Source organism: Cedecea sp. FDAARGOS_727, assembly GCF_012273235.1.
GTDB classification, from domain to species: Bacteria; Pseudomonadota; Gammaproteobacteria; order Enterobacterales; family Enterobacteriaceae; genus Cedecea; species Cedecea davisae.
On record NZ_CP050966.1, the window covers coordinates 363,592 to 383,190 of the forward strand.

20 protein-coding genes are annotated in these 19,599 nt (G+C 53.6%); 4 read left to right on the top strand and 16 right to left on the bottom strand.

Translation table 11 applies throughout. The features are described from left to right. Positions 1 to 32: 32 nt before the first annotated feature. Genes pdxA through FOC35_RS01750 form a run of 3 tightly spaced genes read right to left on the bottom strand, consistent with a single transcriptional unit; the run spans position 33 to position 3,100 of the window. Complete coding sequence (pdxA, locus tag FOC35_RS01740) at positions 33 to 1,028, bottom strand: 4-hydroxythreonine-4-phosphate dehydrogenase PdxA (protein WP_172567961.1); 996 nt, start codon at positions 1,026 to 1,028, stop codon at positions 33 to 35. An 18-nt stretch (positions 1,029 to 1,046) separates the two neighbouring features. Continuing rightward, positions 1,047 to 2,351: a four-carbon acid sugar kinase family protein gene (locus FOC35_RS01745; RefSeq protein WP_254065344.1), complete on the bottom strand. Its 1,305-nt coding sequence runs from the start codon at positions 2,349 to 2,351 to the stop codon at positions 1,047 to 1,049. 29 nt (positions 2,352 to 2,380) lie between these two features. Continuing rightward, a complete protein-coding gene (locus FOC35_RS01750; protein WP_016535570.1) occupies positions 2,381 to 3,100 on the bottom strand; it encodes a DeoR/GlpR family DNA-binding transcription regulator in 720 nt (239 codons plus the stop codon). 170 nt (positions 3,101 to 3,270) lie between these two features. Here FOC35_RS01750 and FOC35_RS01755 point away from each other — a divergent pair, with 170 nt between their 5' ends. Together FOC35_RS01755 and artJ are read left to right on the top strand one after the other, a co-directional pair. Continuing rightward, positions 3,271 to 3,885 carry an SIS domain-containing protein gene (locus tag FOC35_RS01755; RefSeq protein WP_254065345.1) on the top strand — a complete coding sequence of 205 codons (615 nt, stop codon included), beginning with the start codon at positions 3,271 to 3,273 and terminating at the stop codon, positions 3,883 to 3,885. Positions 3,886 to 4,013: 128 nt separating this feature from the next. After that, entirely contained in the window at positions 4,014 to 4,745 is a 732-nt protein-coding gene (gene artJ / locus FOC35_RS01760; protein WP_172567964.1) for an arginine ABC transporter substrate-binding protein ArtJ, read from the top strand. Between the two features lie 58 nt (positions 4,746 to 4,803). Here artJ and rlmC read toward each other — a convergent pair whose 3' ends face one another. The 12 genes from rlmC to nfsA all read right to left on the bottom strand — a co-directional run bounded on the left by rlmC (position 4,804) and on the right by nfsA (position 16,631). Then, positions 4,804 to 5,940 carry a 23S rRNA (uracil(747)-C(5))-methyltransferase RlmC gene (gene rlmC / locus FOC35_RS01765; RefSeq protein ID WP_172567965.1) on the bottom strand — a complete coding sequence of 379 codons (1,137 nt, stop codon included), beginning with the start codon at positions 5,938 to 5,940 and terminating at the stop codon, positions 4,804 to 4,806. A 51-nt stretch (positions 5,941 to 5,991) separates the two neighbouring features. Further along, positions 5,992 to 6,465, bottom strand: a complete 474-nt coding sequence (locus tag FOC35_RS01770; RefSeq protein WP_172567966.1) for a YbjO family protein — start codon at positions 6,463 to 6,465, stop codon at positions 5,992 to 5,994. Positions 6,466 to 6,540: 75 nt separating this feature from the next. After that, positions 6,541 to 7,386: a putrescine ABC transporter permease PotI gene (gene potI / locus FOC35_RS01775; protein ID WP_016535565.1), complete on the bottom strand. Its 846-nt coding sequence runs from the start codon at positions 7,384 to 7,386 to the stop codon at positions 6,541 to 6,543. Next, entirely contained in the window at positions 7,383 to 8,345 is a 963-nt protein-coding gene (gene potH / locus FOC35_RS01780; RefSeq protein ID WP_172567967.1) for a putrescine ABC transporter permease PotH, read from the bottom strand. The genes potI and potH overlap by 4 nt, the downstream gene beginning before the upstream one ends. A 9-nt stretch (positions 8,346 to 8,354) precedes the next feature. Further along, positions 8,355 to 9,488, bottom strand: coding sequence for a putrescine ABC transporter ATP-binding subunit PotG (gene potG, locus FOC35_RS01785; protein WP_172567968.1), 1,134 nt, complete (start codon positions 9,486 to 9,488; stop codon positions 8,355 to 8,357). Between the two features lie 142 nt (positions 9,489 to 9,630). Further along, positions 9,631 to 10,743 (bottom strand): spermidine/putrescine ABC transporter substrate-binding protein PotF, encoded by a 1,113-nt coding sequence (gene potF / locus FOC35_RS01790; RefSeq protein ID WP_016535562.1) that lies wholly within the window; start codon positions 10,741 to 10,743, stop codon positions 9,631 to 9,633. Between the two features lie 384 nt (positions 10,744 to 11,127). Continuing rightward, positions 11,128 to 11,607, bottom strand: coding sequence for a YbjN domain-containing protein (locus FOC35_RS01795; RefSeq protein WP_016535561.1), 480 nt, complete (start codon positions 11,605 to 11,607; stop codon positions 11,128 to 11,130). A gap of 92 nt (positions 11,608 to 11,699) precedes the next feature. Further along, on the bottom strand, positions 11,700 to 12,602 hold the full coding sequence (gene rimK, locus FOC35_RS01800; RefSeq protein ID WP_039898030.1) for a 30S ribosomal protein S6--L-glutamate ligase: 903 nt from the start codon (positions 12,600 to 12,602) through the stop codon (positions 11,700 to 11,702). A 64-nt stretch (positions 12,603 to 12,666) separates the two neighbouring features. Continuing rightward, complete coding sequence (locus FOC35_RS01805) at positions 12,667 to 13,584, bottom strand: LysR family transcriptional regulator (protein ID WP_039898029.1); 918 nt, start codon at positions 13,582 to 13,584, stop codon at positions 12,667 to 12,669. 65 nt (positions 13,585 to 13,649) lie between these two features. Further along, entirely contained in the window at positions 13,650 to 14,906 is a 1,257-nt protein-coding gene (locus FOC35_RS01810) for a nucleoside permease (protein ID WP_172567969.1), read from the bottom strand. A gap of 28 nt (positions 14,907 to 14,934) precedes the next feature. Beyond that, a complete protein-coding gene (xapA, locus tag FOC35_RS01815; RefSeq protein ID WP_172567970.1) occupies positions 14,935 to 15,768 on the bottom strand; it encodes a xanthosine phosphorylase in 834 nt (277 codons plus the stop codon). Between the two features lie 140 nt (positions 15,769 to 15,908). Next, the gene (nfsA, locus tag FOC35_RS01820) at positions 15,909 to 16,631 is read right to left on the bottom strand and encodes an oxygen-insensitive NADPH nitroreductase (protein WP_016535556.1); all 723 of its coding nucleotides are present in this window, start codon (positions 16,629 to 16,631) and stop codon (positions 15,909 to 15,911) included. A gap of 175 nt (positions 16,632 to 16,806) precedes the next feature. On the opposite strand from nfsA, the gene FOC35_RS01825 reads away from it, so the two are divergent. After that, positions 16,807 to 17,079, top strand: a complete 273-nt coding sequence (locus tag FOC35_RS01825; RefSeq protein ID WP_008461049.1) for a GrxA family glutaredoxin — start codon at positions 16,807 to 16,809, stop codon at positions 17,077 to 17,079. A 27-nt stretch (positions 17,080 to 17,106) separates the two neighbouring features. Here the strand turns inward: FOC35_RS01825 and FOC35_RS01830 are convergent, their stop codons facing one another. Then, on the bottom strand, positions 17,107 to 17,496 hold the full coding sequence (locus FOC35_RS01830; protein WP_039898028.1) for an inner membrane protein YbjM: 390 nt from the start codon (positions 17,494 to 17,496) through the stop codon (positions 17,107 to 17,109). Between the two features lie 296 nt (positions 17,497 to 17,792). Here FOC35_RS01830 and FOC35_RS01835 point away from each other — a divergent pair, with 296 nt between their 5' ends. Then, on the top strand, positions 17,793 to 19,475 hold the full coding sequence (locus tag FOC35_RS01835; protein ID WP_016535554.1) for an aspartate:alanine antiporter: 1,683 nt from the start codon (positions 17,793 to 17,795) through the stop codon (positions 19,473 to 19,475). The last annotated feature ends 124 nt before the right edge of the window (positions 19,476 to 19,599 follow it).

The following is a 19,599-nucleotide window of genomic DNA, read 5'->3' on the forward strand; positions in this document are numbered from 1 at the left end:
AGGCGGCGAGCCGTTACGCCCGCCGCTCGCTATTATTTTTTGTACCCGGGGGCATAAAGTGCGGCCAGCCTGACGGCCTCAATCAGGCTAACGGGATCGGCAATTCCCTTACCGGCAATATCGTTTGCTGTACCGTGGTCAACCGAAGTCCGCAGAATTGGCATACCGCCGGTGATTGAAATGGTGCGGTGAAAATCCACCATTTTGGTGGCGATGTGCCCCTGGTCGTGATACGGCGAAAGCACCGCGTCCCATGCGCCCTGCAAAGCAAAATGGAACACGCTGTCGGCAGGTTTTGGCCCCTCAATCATCACACCCTTCGCGCGCGCCAGCTCAATGCCCGGCAGAAGGATTTCATCATCTTCGTGGCCAAACAGGCCGTGCTCCCCGCCGTGAGGGTTTATTGCGGCCACTACCAGCCTTGGTTCAGGCACGCCAAGCTGCTGCAATGCCCGCGTGCAGCGCACGGCGTAATCACACACTTTTTCAGGCGTCAGGCTCTGGATGGCTTTAACCAAAGAAAGGTGGCGGCTCAGGAAGAAAACCCGCAGCGTGCGAACCTGGAAAAGCGTCAACGGGTCGTGAGCGCCGGTAAGGTGGGCAAAAATCTCTGTATGGCCGATAAAATTGACCTCTCCCGCCTTAAGCGACTCTTTGTTTATTGGCGTGGTGGCTACCGCATCGGCTTCCCCACTCAGCGCCATACTGGCCGCTTTTTCAATGCACTCATATGCCGCCCTGCCGCATTGCCCCTGAATTTCACCCGGCTTGAGTAATGCCAGATCCAATTCGCCAACTTCGATAACATTCATTATCCCCGGCTCGTCGAGATAGTCGTTAACACCGGCAATGGCATTAATTGATATCGGTACGCCAGAAAATTTTGCGGCCTCTTCCAGTACCGCTTTATTGCCGATAACGAGCATTCTTGAATATTTTCTCGCCTCCTCTGAGGCCAGCGTTTTAACGGTAATTTCTGGGCCGATGCCAGCAGCATCCCCCATTGGAATAACAACCAACGGTTTCATGATTAACTCCTTTTATATTTAAACAGCTTCTGTGACTTCCGTTTTCCCTGAAACTTTTGTCACTAAATAATCGACGCAGTGAACCAGCGTATCGTCATTACCTACAAAGCCGCCTTTAGTAATAAGGGGAAGGCCATCGGACAGGCCGCCGACTAATTTCCCGTAGACGGTAAGAGGCTCAACTTCATCTTTTAATACTACGCCGCGCCCTTTTAAGCGCTTGGTAATACTGACCATGACATCACCGCCGCTGCCGTACAGACCGCTAATCGGTGATTTTTCTTTGATTAAAACCTGGGCTACCACTTCGGCCATCCCACGATTAATCATGCAGCTGACTTCGTGATTATCGACTTCATATTTTCTGGCAAGCCTATCCAGCGAGCAAATATGCTCGGGCGCCTCAACCGAGTCGATTCCCACAACGTCAAAGGTGCGCGTTTTATCAATAAGACTTTCAACCAACGGAGCAGCACTTTCCGGCAATAGCGAAATATCTATTAAACGCTCGGGTGATAGCGTTTCAATATAGACCTCACGCTCATAGCGCAGCTTTTTTATTTGCCGCTGGGTTAAGTCTGAAACGCTGCCGATGGCTAATAAAATTTTATTGGTTCTTCTTTGGCCTGCAGAAAATCGTATCCATGCCAGCTGGGCGGTAAAGACGCCAGGATCCACACAGAAACAGGGCAGTTTTGCTTTCTGCACCGCCAGGGCGATTTGCAGAATATCGTCTCCGGTTGTCGCGTCAATAACCACAATTCGCACGTTGTTGCGATACAGCTCCCTGAGTTTTTTACTGAGATTATTTTCCCCGCTTAGCACATCACGCAAACAGATATAGCCGACGTTTTTATTGGTCTGCTGGCGGAACAGCTCCACCACCGAAGATTCCACCATTGGATTCTTTGGGTCGTTACGCATGGCGGTATTTTGCAGCGGTATGCCATCCACCAGCAGAGAACCGCCTACGCAAATACGCCCGCTGGACGGGTAAACGGGGACCACCACGGCCATCAGATGCGGGAAGCTATCGATAACCGCGTCCACCTCTGCTCCCATATTGCCGCGCAGGGTTGAATCAATACGCTTGCTGATTAAGGTATGCTCGGGATTGATACCGGCAATCCGCTCCGCAACCCGCCGGTAGGCTTCCGCGGCGGCAACCGAGCGCGAGTCGGTGGAAAACGAAATGACGTCAAAGTGCGCTTCTTTTTCGTCGTGAGTGTCCAGGCAGGTCATGGTTGTGAACCCCCTGGCGCTCAGCAGCGCGGCGGTAGCATTCGCGCCGGTTAAATCGTCCGCTATTATTGCAACTTTCACAGTGCTTCCCTCTCTGTATCGAATGAATATCACGTCATAAGCGGCTCGCTATTGACGATGACCTGATTAAAACAAGCCAGATCGGCTATTTTGTAATGGCAGAACACGTTTCTTTTGCTCTCATCAACCAGCAACACCGATTTTGCCGCGCGATTTACCGCCATCCATTTACAGTCAGCTTTACTTTGCGTGGTCGTCATTGCCCCATAATTATCGTCAAAGCCATCAGCACCGATAAAAGCCAGATCGGTATAGTGGTCACTTAAATAGCGCAGAGTTTCGCTGCAATAAGATGAACGACTTTCTCTTACAAGTTCACCGGGGCAAATAATCAGCTTCACATCCGGCTTATCATTCAGGATATAGGCAGTAGAAATATCGTTAGTGATTACCGTTAGTGGAATATCAATCAACCAGGCCAGCTGTTTTACCGTAGTGCCGCCATCCAGAAACACTATTTCTCCTGGCTGCAATAGCTGATAAGCCTGAAGCGCAATCGACTTTTTCCACTCGATATTATCCTGTGCCTTACTTTTATATTCAGGGCTATCGTTAATGAAACCTCTAATGACTTGCCCACCAAATATAACTTTTACCCGCCCCACTTTTTGCAACGACTCAACATCACGGCGAATCGTCATATGTGAAACCGTAAAGTATTCAGCTAACTGATTTATGGTAATAGATTGATTAGCGTTAAGCATTTCAATAATACGACGCACCCTCTGCGCCTTAGAATAACGTGTCATGACTTTTTCTCTTTGAGTGCTAGCTTCACTCTATTTTTAAGCTAACGGCTTTTTAAATACGTGGTTGTGAATAAAATCACAAATTCACAGTTCATTCACTAAACCAGAAAATAAAATGGTATGGTGCCCGGGCATTGCATAATCAGAATGGCTATTTTAAGGAAATAACGATGGATAATGAAATAAAAACTCAGCACCTAATTAATAGAGGCCGTAACGTATTAACGGAAGAGGTAGAGGTAATAATTAGTGCAACCACTAATATTAATGAGCAATTCGCTGAAGCTATAAAAATAATTTTAAATATATCAGGTAAAGTTATCGCCTGCGCAATCGGCAAGCCCGGCTATATTGCACAAAAGATTTCATCCACCTTCTCCAGTACCGGCACTGCTTCATTCTACCTGCATCCGGCAGAGGCGCTACACGGTGACCTGGGCCGGGTCAGCCGTGAAGATGTGATGCTTATCCTGTCTAATAGCGGTGAAACCGCTGAAATTATCCATATGCTGCCGACGCTTAAACATATTGGCCTGCCGATTATTTCAATTTGCGGCGGCCCAGGGTCCACGCTGGCAAAAAACAGCGACGTGGTTATCTCTTCTCAGGTGGCAAGGGAATGCTGCCCGCTTAATCTTGCTCCCACCAGCAGCACCACGCTGGCCCTCGTGCTCGGAGATGCCCTTGCCGTAACCCTGCTACAGGAACGGGGCTTCAGTCGTCAGGATTTCGCCCTCTTTCATCCGGGCGGTTCACTGGGTTCACGATTACGTCAGGCTATCTGAAGGGGCCTCCCGTAATGCCATAACACATAAAAATACATTTTTATTGAATATAAATTCATTTTGTGACAGGGTTATTTAACGCCAAAAAAGGCGATTAATAACAATACTGACAGACGGGAGCAACACGTATGAAGAAGTTACTGTTAGCCGCAATGCTTGCCACAGCCGCATTCAACGCGGCCGCGGCGGAAAAAATCAGCTTCGGCTCTTCGGCAACCTACCCTCCTTTTGAATCTCTGGATGCCGCGAATCAAATCGTCGGTTTTGATATCGATCTGGCAAAAGCCTTATGCAAACAAATGCAGGCCGACTGTACTTTTACCAACCACGCATTTGACAGCCTGATCCCCTCGCTGAAGTTCCGCAAATATGATGCGGTCATTTCGGGGATGGATATCACGCCCGAGCGCGCCAAACAGGTCGCTTTTACCAACCCTTACTACGCCAACTCTGCGGTGGTGATTGCGAAAAAGGGCCAGTACAAGTCGCTGGACGATCTGAAGGGAAAACGCATCGGGATGGAAAACGGCACTACGCACCAGAAATACCTCCAGGATAAGCACCCTGAAGTCAAAACCGTCTCTTATGACAGCTATCAGAACGCGATTATCGACCTGAAAAATGGCCGTATTGACGGCGTGTTTGGCGACACGGCGGTGGTCAACGAGTGGCTGAAAACCAACCCGCAGCTCGGTACCGTTGGCGAGCACGTGACCGACCCGCAATATTTTGGCACCGGCTTAGGTATTGCCGTGCGCCCGGATAATCAGGCACTGCTGAAAAAGCTAAATGATGCCCTGGCGGCGATTAAGGCCGATGGGACTTATCAGAAAATCAGTAACGAGTGGTTCCCGCAGTAAGCGACCTTCTTCCTGATAAAAAACTTCCGGCCTGACCTTCTCCCCGAGGGGGAGAAGGTCAGGCCGGGGGGCAGTATTCAAGCAGGGTCAGTACTTCGTAGTGCGAAGTATGCGGAAACATATCAAACAGTTGAGTACGCGCTACGCGGTAGTCCGGCAGCGTCTTAATATCCTTCGCCATTGTCTGAGCGTTGCAGCTCGAATAAACGATAAACTTCGGCGCCATCACCGTCAGGTAATCACACAGCTCGCGGCCAATTCCACGGCGCGGCGGATTCACCAGCACAAGGTCGGGAATATCCTGCTGTCCCACGGCAAACCGCGTGGAGTCCAGAGCCTGAAAATGAATATTTTTAAGACCAAGCTTTTCCGCCGACTGGCGGGCGCTGGCTATCGCTTCCGGGGCAATCTCGATGCCCGTTAGCTTCATTTCCGGCGTCGCGCAGTGCAGTCCAAAGCCCCCGACTCCGCAGAACAAATCCCACATATGTTTAACCGGCAAAGCCCGTACACAGTCGCGCGCCGTGGCATACAGCCGGGAAGCAACCTGCGGATTCGTCTGGAAGAAGCTTTGCGGGCGAATAAACAGCGGCACGCCGTTAAACGACTCCTCCAGCGCTCGCTGGCCGGTCAGAGGAATTTCCTGCTCGCCTTCCATAATCGCCATATGCACCGGCTGAATATTAGCCGAAATGACTTTTAGCTGGGGAAGCTGCTGCCGAAGCCACGGCAAAGCTGCCGTTAGCTGTTCCAGCTTGCTGTCGGAGCGCAGCACAAAACGCAGCATCATGCCGCCGTCGAGCTGGCTTTCTGTCAGCAGCAGGTATTTTAGCTCGCCGCGTTTACGCGCCACGTTATACGGCGTCAGCCCGGCACGGGCGATAAACGGCTTAAGGACGGAGAAAACCGCCCCGAACGATGCGGGATAAAGCGGGCAGTAGGTTAAATCTTCCGGCGTGCCGTCGCGGTGCAGCATGCCGAGCAGCGGTTTTTCCACGCTGCCGCTGACCACCATTTTGGCTTTATTACGGAATGCCTGCTCAGGGCCGCTTACCGGCTCCAGCCACTCGCCCACCGCAATGCCGTCCAACAATTGCCGAAGATCGGCCATTTTGGCGGAAAGCTGGTCTTCAACCGGCTTTTCAATCCACTGGCAGGAACGACAGCGACCGGCGTCGTAGAGCGAGCATTGCATAGCGTAGTAACCCTGAGAAAAAACGAGGGCGCAGATTGTAGCACTCCGCGCTTATTGAAGTCTGAAAAAAAGCCGACTGCGGGCGGGGACAAATAGCAGCAGCAGAACCAGGATATCCGGCAGCTTTTGGGTTATCAGCGAGCGGAAGATTTCACGCTTCGAGCCTCCGGCAATGCTGAACAGCTCCGGGTAACCCCAGCCGAGAGAGGCGGACCATAAATAGCCAATCGAAATAACCTGGGTCAGCAGAAAGACCCAGCGGCCCCAGTTACGCCCTTTGATAATCACAAAGGCGCAGCGTAACTCCACGAAAAGCAGCACCAGGCTTGAGAAAAAGACCAGAGTCAGGCTCCAGGTTTGCACGCTGCGGTGAACAAAATCTAAGACCCCGCGCACCCCAAGCATATTAAACAGCAGCAGTAAATCGAGGCATCGGGTGGTGATGATACCTATGGCCGCCACCATCACTAAAGTGGGGACGTTTAGTTTTGCATGAGATGACCGCTGCTTCCTGATAATTTCCACAACCTCGCGTTCCTTACGTCACGGTGCCGCGACAGGCGCGGCACCGGAGGCACATCATTGCAGATTTTAGGCGTTTTAACTACGTCTTGCACTCTGGATATCGCGCAGCCGCTGCTTTTCTGCTCGCGCCATAAACCACCACGCAATCAAGCCGATAAAGCCAACCACGCCGAGAATAATCGACGCCAGGGCATTGATTTCCGGGTTAACGCCCATGCGCACGCTGGAGAATACCAGCATCGGCAACGTGGTGGCCCCCGGCCCGGAAACGAAGCTGGCAATCACCAGGTCATCCAGCGAAAGGGTAAACGCCAGCAGCCAGCCGGAAACAATCGCCGGGGCTATCATCGGAACCGTAATCACAAAGAAGACTTTCAGCGGCGTTGCGCCGAGATCCATTGCGGCCTCTTCAATCGAACGGTCTAACTCACGCAGCCGCGAGCTGATAACCACCGAAACATAAGCGGTACAGAACGTGACGTGCGCCAGCCAGATGGTGAGCATTCCCCGGTCGCCCGGCCAGCCGATAGCGTGCGCGAGCGCCACAAACAGCAGCAGCAGCGAAAGTCCGGTAATCACGTCCGGCATAACCAGCGGTGCGGTGAGCATAAAAGCAAAGCCGCTGGAGCCGCGAAAACGGCCAAAGCGCACCATTACCACGGCGGCGATGGTGCCCAAAACAACCGCCATCGTTGCGGCAGCAGCGGCAATCGTCAGGCTCAATCCCACGGCACTCATCATCGCCGAGTCGCGGAACAGCTCGCCGTACCAGCGCGTTGACCAGCCTGCCCAAACCGTCACCAGCTTCGAGCTGTTAAACGAGTAGATAACCAACATCAGCATCGGGGCATACAGGAAAGTAAAGCCGAGCACTAAAATCACGATACGCCAGGGGGAGCGCACTACCGGCAAGTTATTCATGCGTTACCCTCCGCCGCTTTATTCTGGTATTTGTGGAACCACATAATCGGCACAATCAGCAACAGCAGCATGATAATCGCCACCGCAGAGGCCACCGGCCAGTCGCGGTTATTGAAGAACTCCTGCCACAGCACACGCCCTATCATGATGCTGTCCGGTCCGCCGAGCAGCTCGGGGATAACAAACTCCCCCACCGCCGGAATAAACACCAGCATCGAACCGGCAATAATCCCGCCTTTGGTCAAAGGCACAATCACGCTGAAGAAGGTTCTCAGCGGGCGAGCGCCCAGGTCCAGAGAGGCTTCCACCAGCGAATAGTCAATACGCGTCAGCGCGGTATAAATAGGCAGCACCATAAACGGCAGGTAGGCATAAACAATACCGATATAAACCGCGAGATTGGTATGCAGGATCGTTAATGGCTGATCGATAACGCCGAGCCAGATCAGGACGTTATTTAATATGCCGTTATTTTTCAGGATCCCCATCCACGCATACACGCGGATCAGGAACGAGGTCCACGACGGCAGGATAACCAGAAGCAGCAGGATATTACGCGTGGAAGGCTTGCTGTGGGCAATCGCCCAGGCAAGTGGATAGCCCAGCAGCAGGCAGCACAACGTGGAAATAGCCGCAATCTGCAACGATTGCAGATAAGCCTCAAAATAGAGCGGATCGTCCGTCAACTGGAAGTAGTTTGCCAGGTTCAGGGTGATGGACAGCTGTCCGTCGGCCCAGCTAACCAGGTCGCTGTACGGCGGAATAGCGCGGGCAATCTCGGCCAGGCTTATCTTGAAAACGATAAGAAACGGCAGCATAAACAGCAGGATCAGCCACACATAAGGCAGGGCAATAACCAGCTTGCGCCCGTGGGCCATTTGCATACGGGCGAGCCAGCGCCGGAAACCGCCCGGCTGCGCCGCCACCGGCTCTGCCGGACCTTCAGAAAGAGTTGTCATCTCGCCCCCTTAAACCGTCAGAACCACGCAGCTGTCCGCATCCCAGCACAGACGAACTTCGTCACCCCAGGTCGGGGCACCTTTACGGTAGCGGTGCTCGTTTTGCAACTGGGCGCTTATCATCTGCCCGCTCTTCAGGCGAACGTGGTAAATCGACAGATCGCCAAGGTAGGCGATATGCACCACTTCGCCGACGGCAAAGTTATAACCGTCCGCGGGCGGCTCTTCGCACAGCATCACTTTTTCAGGGCGCAGCGCTACGAACACCGGAACGCCGTCAACCACCGAAGCGTCCGGGTCAACCTTCAGCGGGTGGATTAATCCCGGGCTGTCAATCACCAGCCCGTCTTCCTCTCGATCTTTGAGCAGGCCTTCAAAAACGTTAACCGAGCCGATAAATTCGGCGCTGTAGCGGGTAGTTGGGTGCTCGTAGATCTCTTCCGGCTCGCCGATTTGTACGAACTTGCCGCGATTCATAATCGCGATACGCCCGGCCATGGTCATCGCCTCTTCCTGGTCGTGAGTCACCATCACGCAGGTCACGCCCACGCGCTCCAGGATATCCACGACTTCAAGCTGCATCCGGTCACGCAATTTTTTATCCAGCGCGCCCATCGGTTCATCCAGCAAAAGCAATTTTGGCCGCTTGGCCAGGCTGCGGGCCAGGGCCACGCGCTGACGCTGGCCGCCGGAAAGCTGGTGCGGCTTGCGCTTTGCAAACTCCTGCATATGCACCAGCGTAAGCATTTCGGCTACGCGACTGGTAATTTCGGCCTTCGGCAGCTTGTCCTGCTTGAGGCCAAAAGCAATGTTTTGCTCTACGGTCATGTGCGGGAAAAGCGCGTAAGACTGGAACATCATATTGATCGGCCGCTGGTACGGCGGGACATGCGCCAGGTCCACGCCATCAAGCATGATTTGCCCGGTGCTCGGCTGCTCAAACCCAGCCAGCATGCGCAGCAGCGTGGACTTGCCGCAGCCGGAAGCGCCGAGCAGAGCAAATATTTCGCCTTTGTAGATAGTCAGGCTGACGTCATCCACGGCATGTTGGCCATCAAATGATTTAGTCAGGTTGCGGATTTCCAGCAGCGGGGTTAGCGCTTTACGTGTTTTGGACTGCGGGCGAGGGATTGCGTCGTTCAATTCTGTTGCTCTCCGGCAAAAGCAAAAAGAAGGTACGGCCCGGTTGCCGTACTTTTAGCCCGTTCAGAAACAAGGGCTTCTGTTCAGGCTGGGGCAGCTGCACAACTCTGGTGCAGCCGCCCGCTGCATTGCGGTTCAGGGCTTACTTGCCTGTTTTAACCTTAGTCCACGCGCGGGTGATCACGCGGTCAATTTTTGCTGGCATAACGGTTTGTGTGAACAACTTGGCACGAATATCCGCAGGCGGATAAATGCCCGGATTATCGCGCACTTCGGCACTCAGCAACGGTACCGACTCTTTGTTAGCATTTGCGTAGTAAATATGATTACTGATATTGGCCACCACGTCCGGCTTCATCAGGTAGTTCAGGAATTGGTAAGCTTCGTCTTTGTTCTTCGCATCCGTCGGCATAGCAAACATGTCGAAGTAGACCATCGCCCCTTCCTTAGGAATGGAATAAGCAATATTCACGCCATTTTTAGCTTCTTTAGCGCGGTTTGCCGCCTGCAGGATATCGCCGGACCAGCCGATAGCGACGCAGATATCACCGTTAGCCAGATCGTTAATGTACTGAGAAGAGTGGAAATAGCGGATATTTGGACGCAGCTTCATCAGCAGGTCGTTAGCCGCCCCGGTGTAATCCGCCGGGTTGGTGCTGTTCGGATCTTTGCCCAGGTAGTGCAGCACTGTGGCATAGATTTCGCTCGGCGCATCCAGGAATGAGACGCCGCAGCCTTTCAGTTTTTCGAGGTTTTCCGGCTTGAGGATCAGATCCCAGCTGTTAACCGGGGCATCTTTACCCAGCGCCGCCTTCACCTTCTCGACGTTGTAGCCGATGCCGGTGGTGACCATCATATAAGGGATGCCGTATTTGTTATCGTGGTCGTTCTGGGCCACCAGCTTGAGCATTTCCGGGTCAAGCTTTGCGTAGTTCGGCAGCTTGCTCTTGTCCAGAGGCTGGAAGATACCGGCCTGCGCCTGGCGCTCCAGGAACTGCGAAGACGGCACCACCAGGTCATAACCGGTGCTGCCCGCCATCAATTTGCCTTCCAGCACTTCATTGGAATCAAACACGTCATAGACCACTTTGATGCCGGTCTCTTTCGTGAAGTTTGCCAGGGTATCCGGCGCAATATAGTCAGACCAGTTATAGACGTGCAGCGTCTTCTGCTCGGCGGCGATTGCCGTAACCGAAGCGGCCATCAGCGCGCCTGCAACCATTCCCGACAACCATTTTTTACGTTGGTCGAACATAATTTCATTCCTTCTGAATAAAGGCCAAACCAGGCTCGAATGAGCCGAATTTAAGCAATGTGACTTATCAGCGGTAGCCGCATGCCGTTTAAGACATGCAAGATTCATGCATCTCTATTCATTACCCAAAGAAAAAAGGCGGGCAGCCTTCGCGCAGATGTCGCTCGATTTTAGAGCCACGCAAGAATAACTGTAGCCAGGGTTCGAGACTATAGCCCGGATGAAAAAACGCCTTTTATCAACTTTTTATGCATCTTTCGTCTATACAGTCGGCGAAAAGTCGCGATATGGCAGGGATTTATTTCGGCTGAAAGCCAGTAATGCAGAATAAAAATATGCGGAACGCAGCGGCTATGGCAGCCACTGCGTTAAAAGGGAGAAGGATCAGTGCACAGAGTGAGTCTGAATAATTGTGCTGTCTTGCTCTTCTTCTTCAGAGATAAACAGCAGTTGGTTAGCGCAGGCCTCGAGAATGACCATCGACACCTGCTCTTCGCTCTGCTGAACGAAAGCGGCAAACTGCTCGCGCGTGATGCCAACAGAAGCGGATAAAGACTGGCAAACCACCAGCTTTGGCAGATTATCGTCCTGAATGTCGAGGAACGCTTTTACCGTCAGAGAACTGGCGTTGATCGACGACAAGTCGGAAGCCAACGGCAGCAGAGCAGACGGCTTAACTTCAGCCAGCGCGGAAAACAGTATGATGTTGTCTACAAGATCGAGTTTCGCGTCATATACGCCATCAAAGTTCTGCATATGGGGCAAATGCAATGCCTGGCAGGTATCGCACTCGAAGAAGCTCACGCCAATTTCATCCAGCCAGCGGCGTAAAGTGTCCAGAGTCGGGACGACGAGTGAATCCATAAACGCAAAAACCTCATTACCGGTTCAAAAATTAACGCGTCATCTTACGCAAAAATGACACGTCATACTATGAATAAGCGCCGATTTGGCGATTACCCACCAGTTTTAAGACAGTAGCCAGGCTGTGCCTGCTGCTCGACCCAGCCAATCATCAGACTGGCGATATCAACGCCGCTCGTGTTTTCAATACCTTCCAGACCGGGTGAAGCGTTAACCTCCATCACCAGAGGACCACGCTCGGCGCGTAAAATATCCACCCCGGCGATGTCCAGCCCGAGCGTACTGGCGGCCTTGAGCGCAATCTCACGCTCGCGTTCGGTAATCGTGACCTGCCGGGCCGAGCCGCCGCGGTGAAGATTGGAACGGAAATCGCCAGGCTTGGCCTGACGCTCAATCGCCGCAACAACCTTGTCTCCAACCACCAGGCAGCGAATATCGCGCCCTTTCGCCTCTTTGATGTATTCCTGCACCAGGATATGGGCATTGAGGCCGCGAAAAGCGTCGATAACGCTTTCTGCCGCCTGCCGCGTCTCTGCCAGCACCACGCCAATCCCCTGGGTGCCTTCTACCAGTTTCACCACCAGCGGCGCACCGCCAACCATATCGATAAGGTCGCTGGTGTCATCGGGCGAGTGGGCAAAACCTGTCACCGGGAGATCGATTCCCTGCTTAGCCAGCAGCTGTAATGAGCGCAGCTTGTCGCGCGCTCTGGTTATCGCCACCGACTCATTCAGCGGGTAGCTGCCGAGCATTTCGAACTGCCGCAGAACCGCCGTGCCGTAAAAAGTAATCGCCGAGCCAATACGCGGAATAACCGCATCATAATGCGGCAATTGCCGCCCTTTATAATGCACCGAAGGCGCAGCCGGATTAATGTTCATATAACAAGAAAGGGGATCGATTATCTCCACCAGATGACCACGGCGCATGGCCGCCTCACGCAGGCGCTTGCACGAATAGAGCGTTCCATCCCGGGATAAAATAGCGATTTTCAACCTGCACCTCTGAGCAACCAGACCAAAATTAACCGCCCGGATATCATATCACTCCCCTCGCTTTTCAACGATGGGGCAAACGGCCCGGAGACTTCTTAAGGGCATCAATTAACTGCTGAGTTGTCGAAGTGAGATGCACCGGATCGAACACCGCATAGAGATCGGCGGGGATCGGTTTAGTCGGCGGGCGGAACACTACGCCTGGCCAGCTCATTTGCGCGTAGCTGTCCGCCATAATCGTCAACCCAAAGCCGATACTCACCAGCGCTAGCACCGTTTGCGGCTCTACCGCCTCCCTGACGACTCGCGGCGTAAACCCTGCTTCGCGACATACTCGCTGCAAAAACGTCCAGTCTGAGTGTACCGCCGTCATGGTGACAAATGGTTCCCGCCTGAGCTGGGCAATGTCTACCGTTTGCTGGCAGGCCAGCGGGTGCTGCTCCGGCATGGCGACCATAAAAGTTGCATCGTGCAGTTTTTCACTCTTCAGGCCACCCGGCGGTGAGGTTTCCATGCGCCAGATCCCGGCGTCTATTTCGTGGCGTTCCAGCAGCGCCAGCTGATCGCCGGGGGATTTCTCGCGAAAGGTAATATCAATAGCCGGGTAATCGGCAATAAAGCGTTGTAGCCCCAGCCGCAGGCCGCCCCAAATAGCCGTTCCGACAATGCCGAGATGAATGCGCCCGCCCTCGCCGCGACCAATCTGCTCCACCCGGGCCAGCGCCAGGTTTGCATTGCTCAGCAGTTGCCGGGTTTCTTCCAGCAGGACTTCTCCGGCATGAGTTAAGGCAACGTGCCTGGAATGGCGGATAAACAGTACCGTGCCAAGCTGCGCTTCCAGCTCTTTAATGTGGAAGCTCAGCGGGGGCTGAGACATATTCAGCCGAGCGGCCGCCCTGCCAAAATGCAGTTCCTCGGCCACGGCCTGAAAATAACGCAGTAATTTAAGATCGGTTCGGTAGATGCGCTGAGAAGTATTCATGAGGCTCCCTGAGTAGCAAGCCCCATAAATTACCATCCCGGGCCGGTGCTGTAAGCCCGGGAGCCTTAATGTGCGAGCGATGCCGAAGAATCGACTTCACGCCGGTGGCGATACTGGAAGCTGAAGTGAAAGACCACGGCAAGCACCAGCGCATAAGCGGCAAATACCAGCCAGATTGTGGTCCAGTCTTTCACGCCGTCCACCGTGAAATAATCAACAGCATAACCGCTGATAATCGCACCGAGGTAAGCACCAATCCCGTTTACCATAGTCATAAACAGCCCCTGCGCGCTGGCGCGGATGCGTGAGTCAACTTCCTGCTCAACAAATACCGAGCCGGAGATATTGAAGAAGTCGAAGGCGCAGCCGTAAACCACCATCGAGAGCAACAGCAGCACAAAACCGAAGGCCGATGGGTCTCCCCAGGCAAACAGCGCAAAGCGCAGCACCCAGGCAACCATGCTCATCAGCATCACCTGCTTAATGCCAAAGCGGCGCAGGAAGAATGGGATCGTCAGGATAAAGGCCACTTCCGACATCTGCGAGACCGACAGCAAAATAGACGGATACTGCACCACAAAACTGCTGGCAAACTCGGGCTGCCGGGCGAAGTCATGCAGGAAAGGGTTGCCGAAGGTGTTAGTAATTTGCAGCACCGCCCCGAGCAGCATGGCAAACAGGAAGAACACCGCCATACGCGGCTTCTTAAACAGCACAAACGCGTCCAGCCCCAGGCGGCTTACCCAGCTGCGGGCGGCCTGGTTTTTGACCACTGGAATAGTCGGCAAAGTCAGGGCATACAGCGCCAGCAATACCGAAGCGACCGCCGCGATATAAAGCTGCATATTGCTCAGCTCGATTTGCATCAGGCTGACCGTCCACATCGCGGCAATAAAGCCTACCGTGCCAAAGACTCTTACGGGAGGGAAATGGCTTACCGTGTCCAGCCCCGCTTTTTCCAGACAGGCATAAGAGACGGTATTTGACAGCGCAATGGTAGGCATAAATGCCAGCGCGTTGCCCAGCATTGCCCAGAACATCAGCCCCGGCTGGTTAATGCAGGCCGCCCAGACCAGCATGCCCGCACACACCAAATGGCACACAGAGTAGACCCGGTTCGCCGGTAGCCATTTGTCGGCAATGATCCCGACCAGCCCCGGCATCAGCAAAGCGGCAAGGCCTTTGGTGCTGTAAACCATTCCTACGTCAGCCCCCTTAAAACCGAGGGTATTGATCATGTAAGAGCCGAACGTAACCAGCCACGCTCCCCAGATGAAATACTGCAAAAACAACATGATTTTCAAGCGCAGTTTAATCGCCATGCGTTTTCCCCGGATTGGTCGGTCAGGCTCAGGCGAGTTTGCCGAGGAAGCCGCAAATCAGATTGATAAAGTTCTGGCGCGACAACGCGGCAGCTTTCAGCGTCTGCTCATGGGAAAGTTGGATCTTGCCCAAACCTTCCGCAAGGTTAGTGATAGCCGAGACGGCAACAACCTTCAGGCCACAGTGGCGGGCGCTAATCACTTCCGGCACCACCGACATGCCAACAACATGGCCACCGATAATTTGCATCATGCGGATTTCGGCTGCGGTTTCAAAGTTCGGGCCGGGATAGGAAACAAATACCCCTTCGTGTAGCGGGAACCCTTGCTCCTGCGCGACCTGCTGCAATACGCCACGATAGTCGGCGTCATAGGCATTTGCCAGCGAGAAGAAACGCTCGCCAAACCGCTCATCATTAGGCCCGACGGTTGGCGTGCCCGGCATGGTGTTAATGTGGTCGTTAAGCGCAACCAGGCTGCCGGGCTCAACTTCAGGGCGCAGGGAGCCTGCGGCATTGGTAGAGAACAGAATTTCGCATCCCAGCAGTTTGAAGGTGCGAATTGCGCTGGTCATGACCGACATTCCACGGCCTTCATAAAAGTGTCCGCGCCCCTTCATGCAGGCTACCGGGACGCCCGCCAGCGTGCCGATAACCAGCTCACCGGCATGACCGTGAACGGTGCTAACCGGGAAGCCAGGCAGCTCGTCGTAGGAAAAGACCATCGGGTGCTCGATTTTTTCCGCCAGCTCGCCAAGCCCGGAGCCCAGAATAAAAGCGACGCGCGGCACCAGGCCGTTAATGCGGGAACGGATAATATCGGCGGCGTAAAACGGAGAGTTGTCAAAAGCAGTAGTCGGCATCAGATGCTCCTTGTCAGATTGTCGAAATAACTGCAGCAGTTATAGCGACTCAGCGTCTTAAGGAACCAATACCGTTTGCGGCAATGATTAATACGGAAAATGTATTGATTGAAGAAATGGCGGCCAGGCCGCCATTTTACTTAGCGTGTAGCCCACCCCTGCTTGTGCAGATAGTCGAGCATAAACAGACGGTTTTCTTTGATGATGGTGCGGCTGATATGGGCGCTCCATGTATCCCGGCGAGTGTTGCTGTCGCGGCTCAGATAATATTGTGCAAGCTGTTCGTCGTATTCGTTCAACAGTTCACGATCCAGCGGCTGGTAGCGGTTTTCGTGCACCAGCATCGCGGCGGGCATACGCGGCTTCACGTCTGGCTGTGCATCCGGCCAGCCGAGGCAAAGCCCAAACAGAGGCAGCACATATTTCGGCACGCCGAGCAGCTCACCAACCGCCTCGATGTTATTACGAATGCCGCCGATATACACACCGCCCAGCCCCAGAGACTCCGCGGCGGTAAGAGCATTTTGCGCCAAAATTGCGGTATCGACCGCGCCAAGCAGCAGCTGCTCCGCCAGCCCAAGCTGGGCGTCCGGGCAAATTTGCAAATTACGATTAAAATCGGCGCAGAACACCCAAAACTCCGCGGCCTCTGCGACGTGCTTTTGCCCACCGGTCAGCGGCACCAGCTGCTCGCGCAGCGCCTTATCGGTAATACGAATAATAGAGCTGCACTGTAAGAAACTGGAGGTGGAGGCCGCCTGAGCACCGGCAATAATGGCCTCGCGCTGCTCATCGGTTATCGGCTCGGCGGTAAAATGGCGAATTGAACGGTGCGAACGAAGCAGATCGATGGTCGGCGTCATCTTTTTTCCTTTGGTTTTTTTAAATCAGGTTGAGTCGAAAAGGCTCGAAATTGATGCCAGATAGCTTACGGTCATCAAACTAACAGGCACAGCCTTCTTTCAAAATGTGACGGATATCGGCATTATAAGTTCATTCGCCGTTTCGTATCGGCCATAAAAAAACTGAGGAGAGAGCATGTTTGCAGTGATTTTTGGACGCCCTGGCTGCCCATATTGTGTTCGCGCTAAAGAACTGGCTGAGAAACTGACCGCCGAGCGTGATGATTTTAACTTCCGCTATGTGGATATCCACGCCGAAGGCATCACCAAGGCTGACCTGGAAAAAACCGTGGGTAAACCGGTTGAAACCGTACCGCAGATTTTCCTCGATCAAAAGCATATTGGCGGCTGCACCGACTTTGAAGCTTATGCGAAAGAGCATCTGAACCTGTTCCAGACCGCGCAATAAGTTAAAGCTTGCCCAAAAAACCGACTGTTAAAGGTCGGTTTTTTTATTGGCGCGGGCGTTGCTGCGGTACAGCACAAACAGCAGATAACACAGCGAGCCCAACGAAGACCAGAACACCGCGCTAAGCAGCCAGGCTATCTCCTGCCAGAATGAGCGTGGAGTGGACAAAAAAAGTTGAGCAATTAACAGGCAGACAGGCGAAGCGAGCATGGCGCCCACCAGGGGTTTCACCACTTTGTCGCTTTTAGAAAAGAAACTGGCTACCGCGCCGGGGAAGAGAAAGAAAAGCAGCCCCAGCTCATAATGCCCGCTGGCTATAAACCGCCCCATTACATGTAAATGTAGCGAAAGAAAAACCAAAATAAATAGCACAAAGCAGCAGGTTATCCCCAGCCACCGTTGCCCTCGCTTGTGCATCTCACCTCCTGACATCTGCTTCTGGTAGAAAATAATCTGCGGGTTTCCACGCAGAGCCTTTACCCAGTTTGATAAAACTTTGGCCATCCATGCCGATAAAGCATTGCCACAATTAGCACAATATTCTTACTAGCCGCTGATACTCATAAAGATTAAACTAGCGGCGGAAATTCGGTCGTCTCGTGAGATATTTTAATGCCTGATAATTGCCGGTCGTTATCAACTGACCCGTCAAAACATTAGCTCATAACTCTATCTCTTTCAACAGCTTACTGGTAAACAAGAAGTTAGCCTTCGTGAATATAAACGTCGCAGATTTGTTAAACGGGAATTACATCCTTTTGTTATTTGTGGTACTCACGCTTGGACTCTGCCTGGGTAAATTACGCCTCGGTTCGGTGCAACTGGGTAATTCCATTGGTGTTTTAGTGGTTTCTTTATTACTCGGGCAGCAACACTTCGCGATCAATACCGATGCGTTAAATCTTGGCTTTATGCTGTTCATTTTCTGCGTCGGCGTAGAAGCCGGGCCGAACTTTTTTTCTATTTTCTTCCGCGACGGCAAAAATTACCTGATGCTGGCCCTGGTGATGGTTGGCAGCGCGATGGTGATTGCCCTTGGCCTGGGCAAACTGTTTGGCTGGGACATCGGCCTTACCGCCGGTATGCTAGCGGGCGCTATGACGTCTACGCCGGTGCTGGTTGGCGCGGGGGATACGCTGCGGCATTCGAGCATGGCCAGCGCGCAGCTGGCTACTTCGCTGGATAATTTAAGCCTCGGTTACGCCCTTACCTATCTGATTGGCCTGGTCAGCCTGATTGTTGGCGCGCGCTATATGCCGAAGCTACAACATCAGGATCTGCAAACCAGCGCCCAGCACATCGCCCGCGAGCGCGGCCTGGACACCGACGCTAACCGCAAGGTCTATCTCCCGGTGATCCGCGCCTACCGCGTTGGCCCGGAGCTGGTTGCATGGGCGGACGGCAAAAACCTTCGCGAGCTGGGCATTTACCGCCAGACCGGCTGTTACATCGAACGTATTCGCCGCAACGGTATTCTGGCGAACCCGGACGGCGACGCGGTATTGCAGATGGGCGACGAAATTTCACTTGTGGGCTACCCGGACGCGCACTCGCGCCTCGACCCGAGCTTCCGTAACGGTAAAGAGGTATTCGACCGCGACCTGCTGGATATGCGTATCGTCACCGAAGAGATTGTGGTCAAAAACCATAACGCCGTTGGCCGCCGCCTCGGGCAGTTGAAGCTGACCGACCACGGCTGCTTCCTCAACCGCGTGATCCGCAGCCAGATTGAGATGCCAATTGACGACAATATCGTGCTCAACAAAGGCGACGTATTGCAGGTCAGCGGCGACGCAAGGCGTGTAAAAACGGTTGCGGAGCGCATCGGCTTTATCTCCATTCACAGCCAGATTACCGACCTGCTGGCGTTCTGCGCCTTCTTTATCATCGGCCTGATGGTCGGGATGATTACCTTCCAGTTCAGCTCGTTTAGCTTCGGCATCGGCAACGCCGCCGGGCTGCTGTTCTCCGGCATCATGCTCGGCTTCCTGCGTGCCAACCACCCGACCTTCGGCTACATCCCTCAGGGCGCGCTGAATATGGTGAAAGAATTTGGCCTGATGGTGTTTATGGCCGGGGTAGGCCTGAGCGCGGGCAGCGGCATCAGCAACGGCCTCGGCGCGGTTGGCGGCCAGATGCTTATCTCCGGCCTTATCGTCAGCCTGGTGCCGGTGGTTATCTGCTTCTTGTTCGGGGCTTACGTCCTGCGCATGAACCGCGCGCTGCTGTTCGGGGCGATGATGGGGGCGCGTACCTGTGCGCCAGCGATGGAAATCATCAGCGACACGGCCCGCAGCAACATTCCTGCTTTGGGTTACGCGGGCACCTACGCTATCGCTAACGTGTTGTTAACTCTGGCCGGTACGTTGATAGTCGTGATATGGCCCGGATTGTGATCTCGGGCACAGACATAGAAATATACTTTTTTTTTATACCTGAGCGAACTTTCTGACGGGGCGTCAGTCTGAATTAGTGCCACTGCTTTTCTTTGATGTCCCCAATTTGTGGAGCCCATCTACC